This window comes from Klebsiella sp. SWET4 (assembly GCF_024296565.1).
GTDB lineage: Bacteria > Pseudomonadota > Gammaproteobacteria > Enterobacterales > Enterobacteriaceae > Klebsiella > Klebsiella variicola.
Genome location: NZ_JANCOB010000028.1, coordinates 1 through 4,845, shown reverse-complemented (window position 1 = coordinate 4,845; position 4,845 = coordinate 1). Strand labels below are relative to the sequence as shown.

The following is a 4,845-nucleotide window of genomic DNA, read 5'->3' as shown; positions in this document are numbered from 1 at the left end:
CCCCCCTCACCGCCATATTTTAAGAAGAGCTCGTACGCAAGTACGGGCTTTTTTTCGTCTGTGGCACCCGCCGGGGGGATGAGAACCCCCGACCAGGGTTCGACAACTGGCAACAGACATTACGCTGTATTGTCAAAGCCAGACTCTGCTTCACACGATTAACAGCGCAGCGAAGATGTTCGCCAACACTATCCCCTCTTCCGCTTTGAGCCACCCGGCATAACGAAAATCATATCGCTCCGGATGGTGTACGTTATGCATTAACGAAAAGTGCTTTGTTACTTGCGTATCGACCGTAATACAATGTAAAAGTGAATGAACGTTCATTCACTTTAGCGCATGACAACACAGAAGGTACCAATGACTAGCAAAACACTGCGACTTATATTTCCTCAATGGCAAGGCGGTAACAATCCTCCCTACTATCTTGGCTCGCAGCTCCTCTCGTTTCTCTCTCCTGAAGCAAAAGGGCCCGTTGAGATCGTTCCTGTTGAGTTACCAACAACAGAGCCATTGCCAGGGATTAATGGCATCACGGCTAAGCCATCCCTCATCAGGCAACTCAATAATGCTGCCGCACTGATTGAAAAACATGATCCCAATAGCATTGTCATTTTAGGCGGAGACTGCCTGGTTTCGCTGGCGCCTTTCGCCCACCTGCTCGATAAGTTCGGAGACAAACTCGGTGTGCTCTGGATTGACTCGCATCCTGACGTGCAGACGGCTGAACAATATCCAAACGCGCATGCCCATGTGCTTGGTGCGCTAATGGGTACGGGTGATAACGATTTAGTTGCCCATGTAAAAACCAAACTTAATCCGTCAAAAATAATGATTGCCGGTATCCACGCGCCACTTCCTTATGAAGCTGAATACCTCACTCGCCATAACATTACGACGCTAGCACCTGAACAGGTTAAAAGCGGTGCAGATGAAGTCCTGGAGTGGATAGCTAAAGAAAAGATTGCGTATCTGGCGATCCATATCGATCTGGACGTACTCGACCCATCTCTGTTCCGCTCCATTCTTTTTGCAAAACCGGGGCGCGGAAAACACGATTTTGGCGACGTTGCTGAAGGCAAACTGACGATTGAGGATGTACTCAATCTGATAGCGGCAGCGACGACAAAAGCAGTCCCCGTTGGCCTGACAATCGCTGAACATTTGCCCTGGGACATGCTGAATCTCAAGAACATGCTCAGTGAATTACCCCTTCTAAAGTAAGACGAAATCCAGGAGCCAGACGACAGAGTTTAGCTCTGGCTCCTTGCATAAAAGCGCGTTAAAGTCTGGACACCGAATTTACCAAGATGCCGATATGTTAAAAAAAACCGAAACCTACCATAAGTTGATTACGGCTGCTGCTGCCTGCTTTGCGGAAAAAGGCTTTAGTGCGACAAGCGTACGTGAAATCGCTACCCGGGCAGGAATTAGTCAAGGAGCAATGTATACGTATTTCAAAAGTAAGGATGAGCTTGTTAAGGCTATTGTACTGGAAGAACAGAACTCCGCGCTGACTGCCCATAATGCGACCTATGCAGGCTCTTATTTTGATCGCCTTTGTGCACAAGTCACGTCCTGTATTAGCGAGATCGGTTACCCTATCACGCATCAACTTTGGGTTGAAATCATGGCTGAGTCTGCGCGTAATCCAGAACTGCGAAAAACGTATATCTCCAGTGATGACATCATGCGGAAAAGCTTCGCGCGGCTCATCCAGGAGGGTATCGCTGCCGGAGAGTTTCGCCGTGATATTAACCTTGAAGAAATCACGATCATTATTTTTGCCCTTATTGACGGTTTAATCGCTCGTCAGGCAATAAACACGACCTTCTCATTCAAGGATGATCTGCCAATGTTTTTTGACGTTATGGCAAAATTGCTTAAATAATACCAGACGGTCATAGTAAAACGATGTATCGAAAAAACCAGAGGTTGCTTATAACAGCCAACGCTCTCAAGCGGCAAACGACTCACACAGTGAGCAATCTTTCACGAGCCTACGCGATTGCGAAGAGTGCGTGAAAAAGTACGGACGCTTTTCACATATGAGTCCGGCAAAAAACCTCTGCCTACCCATCAATCTTCCTCCATCCGCTGATACTCTTCGCTGAGGTAGTCCACCAGCGCCCTGACGGAGGGCAGCAGCCCGCGCCGTGAAGCAAACACCGCATGGATCACTTCCCGCCGCGGCTGCCACTCATCCAGTACCACCTCTAATTCCCCTGACGCCAGCTGATCGCGCACCATTAATAAAGGAAGCTGTACCACGCCGACGCCGGCCATCGCCGCCTCGCGCAGCGCCAGCATATCGGTGGTCACCATTCGCGGCGTGAAATACACCTCCGCCCTTGCCCCCCCGGGCCCGGTAAGCTGCCATTTATGCTGATGCTTGTTCGCTCCCAGGCTGAGTCCCGGCCAGGCGCTCAGCTCGGACGGCGCCTGCGGGCGTCCGAGCCGGGAAATGAGATCAGGACTGGCCACCAGCCGGTGCCCGCGGTCCGCCAGCACGCGCATCACCAGATCGCTATCCTCGATGGGCCGGGGACGGACGCGGATCGCCACATCAATCCCCTCCCCGACCACATCCACCCGGCGGTTGGTCGCCTCAAGGTGCAGCGTTACCCCGGGATAGCGCGCCATAAATCGCGCCAGCATCGGTCCAATATGGACATGCAGCAAGGTGACCGGACAGGTGATCCTGACGCTACCGCGCGGCTCGGCGCGCAGCGTCTCGACCGCCTGCTGTGCCGCCTCGGCCTCTATCAGCATCGCTTTGCAATGCTGATAAAAGGTCTGCCCGACCTCGGTGACCGCGAACTGACGGGTGGTTCGCTGGATCAAACGGACGCCCAGCCGCTCCTCGAGTTGCGCAATGCGGCGGCTGAGCTTGGATTTCGGCTGGTCAAGCGCTCGCCCCGCCGCGGCGAAACCGCCATGGTCTACCACCTGGACAAACCAGGCGAAGTCATTGAGATCCTGCATCCTTCCTCCATTGTTCCATTTTTGGAACAGTATAGGTCATTTTTGCTCACTACCGCATACGTCGTCCCGGATATAAGCTTATTCACATCAGATACCGATACACAGGAGAAAGCCATGAAACAGATTACAGGAGTCTACACCGCGCCTGCGCAGCATTGGGTAGGCGACGGCTTCCCGGTTCGTTCGATGTTTTCTTATCAGACGCACGGCCAGCAGCTGAGCCCCTTCCTACTGCTCGACTATGCCGGGCCGTACACCTTCCCGGCGGGCAGCGATAAACGCGGCGTCGGTGAGCATCCGCATCGCGGATTCGAAACCGTCACCATCGTCTACGCCGGTGAAGTAGAGCATCGTGACTCCACCGGACGCGGCGGGGTGATTGGCCCGGGCGACGTGCAGTGGATGACGGCGGGCGCCGGGATCCTGCACGAAGAGTTCCACTCGGAGGCCTTCACCCGCAGCGGCGGCGAGCTGAAGATGATCCAGCTGTGGGTCAACCTGCCCGCCAAAGACAAAATGACGGCCCCCGGCTATCAGAGCATTACCGCCGGGACGATCCCCACCGTCGCGCTGGCGAATGGCGCCGGACAGGTTCGGGTTATTGCCGGCCAGTATGACGACGTCAGCGGCCCGGCCCATACCTTCTCACCACTTAACGTGTGGGATCTGCAGCTGAATCAGGGGCGCGACCTCACGCTGCGCCAGCCGGAAGGCTGGAGTACCGCGCTGGTGGTGCTGGAAGGGGAAGTGATCATCAACGGTTCCGAGTCCGCCCGCGAAGGTCAGCTCGCCGTCCTGAGCCAGACAGGAGACGCCCTGCATCTGGAGGCGACCGCCCAGGCAAAAGTTCTGCTGATGGCCGGCGAACCGCTGCAGGAGCCGATTGTGGGCTATGGCCCCTTTGTCATGAATAACAAAACGCAGATCGCAGAAGCCGTTCGCGATTTTAACAGCGGCCGTTTTGGCCAAATCTAACTGATTGAGGTGAATACTATGTCTACTCCCGCTAACTTTAACGGTGCTCGTCCGGTGATTGATGTTAACGATACCGCCATGCTGTTGATTGACCACCAGAGCGGCCTGTTCCAGACCGTCGGCGATATGCCAATGCCAGAGCTGCGCGCTCGCGCCGCCGCGCTGGCCAAGATGGCGTCGCTTGCCGGGATCCCGGTGATCACCACCGCCTCCGTGCCGCAGGGGCCGAACGGTCCGCTGATCCCGGAGATTCATGAAAACGCGCCGCATGCGAAATACATCGCCCGTAAAGGCGAGATTAACGCCTGGGATAACCCGGAATTCGTCGCCGCGGTGAAAGCGACAGGTCGTAAGACGCTGATTATCGCCGGAACCATTACCAGCGTTTGCATGGCCTTCCCGGCTATCGCCGCTGTCGCCGATGGGTATAAAGTGTTTGCCGTGATTGACGCTTCCGGCACCTACAGCAAAATGGCGCAGGAAATCACCCTGGCTCGCGTGGTACAGGCTGGCGTAGTGCCGATGGATACCGCCGCTGTCGCCTCTGAGCTGCAGCGCACCTGGAATCGCCCGGACGCCGCAGAATGGGCGGAGGTGTACACCAAAGTCTTCCCGGCCTACCAATTGCTGATCGAAAGCTACAGCAAAGCGCAGGACGTGGTGAAGAATAACGAACAGCTGGATTCTCAGCGCTAAAACCCCGCCCCGCTGTACCGCAGCGGGGCATTGTTCATTGCGTGAGCGAACGGTAGAGAAAGAAGAAAATATGCTTGACCGTTTTAACGCAACTCCCTATAGTAGCGCCCCGTTGCCCACCCAAGGTGAGCAGCAAGACAATATGGTGAGGTGTCCGAGTGGCTGAAGGAGCACGCCTGGAAAGTGTGT

At 55.1% G+C, this 4,845-nt stretch carries 5 protein-coding genes; 4 read left to right on the top strand and 1 reads right to left on the bottom strand.

The window, feature by feature from the left end; all coding sequences use genetic code 11:
* Positions 1-360 precede the first annotated feature (360 nt).
* Both NKJ21_RS27210 and NKJ21_RS27205 read left to right on the top strand, forming a co-directional pair.
* Positions 361-1,224 carry an arginase family protein gene (locus tag NKJ21_RS27210; protein WP_012542255.1) on the top strand — a complete coding sequence of 288 codons (864 nt, stop codon included), beginning with the start codon at positions 361-363 and terminating at the stop codon, positions 1,222-1,224.
* Positions 1,225-1,318: 94 nt separating this feature from the next.
* The gene (locus NKJ21_RS27205; protein ID WP_032738887.1) at positions 1,319-1,891 is read left to right on the top strand and encodes a TetR/AcrR family transcriptional regulator; all 573 of its coding nucleotides are present in this window, start codon (positions 1,319-1,321) and stop codon (positions 1,889-1,891) included.
* 188 nt (positions 1,892-2,079) lie between these two features.
* Here NKJ21_RS27205 and NKJ21_RS27200 read toward each other — a convergent pair whose 3' ends face one another.
* Complete coding sequence (locus NKJ21_RS27200; RefSeq protein ID WP_004141420.1) at positions 2,080-2,985, bottom strand: LysR family transcriptional regulator; 906 nt, start codon at positions 2,983-2,985, stop codon at positions 2,080-2,082.
* 114 nt (positions 2,986-3,099) lie between these two features.
* Between NKJ21_RS27200 and NKJ21_RS27195 the strand changes: the two genes are divergently transcribed.
* Together NKJ21_RS27195 and NKJ21_RS27190 are read left to right on the top strand one after the other, a co-directional pair.
* Complete coding sequence (locus NKJ21_RS27195) at positions 3,100-3,960, top strand: pirin family protein (protein WP_008805952.1); 861 nt, start codon at positions 3,100-3,102, stop codon at positions 3,958-3,960.
* Between the two features lie 18 nt (positions 3,961-3,978).
* Positions 3,979-4,656 carry an isochorismatase family protein gene (locus tag NKJ21_RS27190; protein ID WP_002898927.1) on the top strand — a complete coding sequence of 226 codons (678 nt, stop codon included), beginning with the start codon at positions 3,979-3,981 and terminating at the stop codon, positions 4,654-4,656.
* The last annotated feature ends 189 nt before the right edge of the window (positions 4,657-4,845 follow it).

Coding starts and splice junctions, on each gene's coding strand:
- NKJ21_RS27205 (WP_032738887.1), top strand. CDS start 1,319: ATGTTAAAAAAAACCGAAACCTACCATAAGTTGATTACGGCTGCTGCT.
- NKJ21_RS27190 (WP_002898927.1), top strand. CDS start 3,979: ATGTCTACTCCCGCTAACTTTAACGGTGCTCGTCCGGTGATTGATGTT.
- NKJ21_RS27200 (WP_004141420.1), bottom strand. CDS start 2,985: ATGCAGGATCTCAATGACTTCGCCTGGTTTGTCCAGGTGGTAGACCAT.
- NKJ21_RS27195 (WP_008805952.1), top strand. CDS start 3,100: ATGAAACAGATTACAGGAGTCTACACCGCGCCTGCGCAGCATTGGGTA.
- NKJ21_RS27210 (WP_012542255.1), top strand. CDS start 361: ATGACTAGCAAAACACTGCGACTTATATTTCCTCAATGGCAAGGCGGT.